We start from the raw sequence: 242 nt of genomic DNA, 5'->3' as shown, positions 1-242 counted from the left end.
ACATTCGCACCGTCCAACGTACCGATAGTCAGCGCACCGTTAAGCGCAAACTTCATGTTACTGGTGCCGGAAGCTTCCGTCCCCGCCAGCGAAATCTGTTCAGACAGATCGGCCCCCGGAATGATCAACTGCGCCAGGCTAACGCTGTAGTTCGGGATGAACACGACTTTCAGCTTGTCGCCAATCTGCGGATCGTTGTTGATCACTTTCGCTACGTCATTGATCAAATGAATAATGTGCTT

At 51.7% G+C, this 242-nt stretch carries 1 protein-coding gene; it reads right to left on the bottom strand.

The annotated features are described in order from the left end of the window. On the bottom strand, nucleotides 1-242 hold a 242-nt coding region (locus R0J87_RS24015), incomplete at both ends, for a glycogen/starch/alpha-glucan phosphorylase (RefSeq protein ID WP_498889548.1).

This window comes from Halomonas sp. SIMBA_159 (assembly GCF_046536035.1).
Taxonomy (GTDB): Bacteria; Pseudomonadota; Gammaproteobacteria; order Pseudomonadales; family Halomonadaceae; genus Vreelandella; species Vreelandella venusta_A.
Note: the sequence above shows the minus strand (reverse complement) of the source record. Positions and strands in the feature narration are given on the sequence as shown.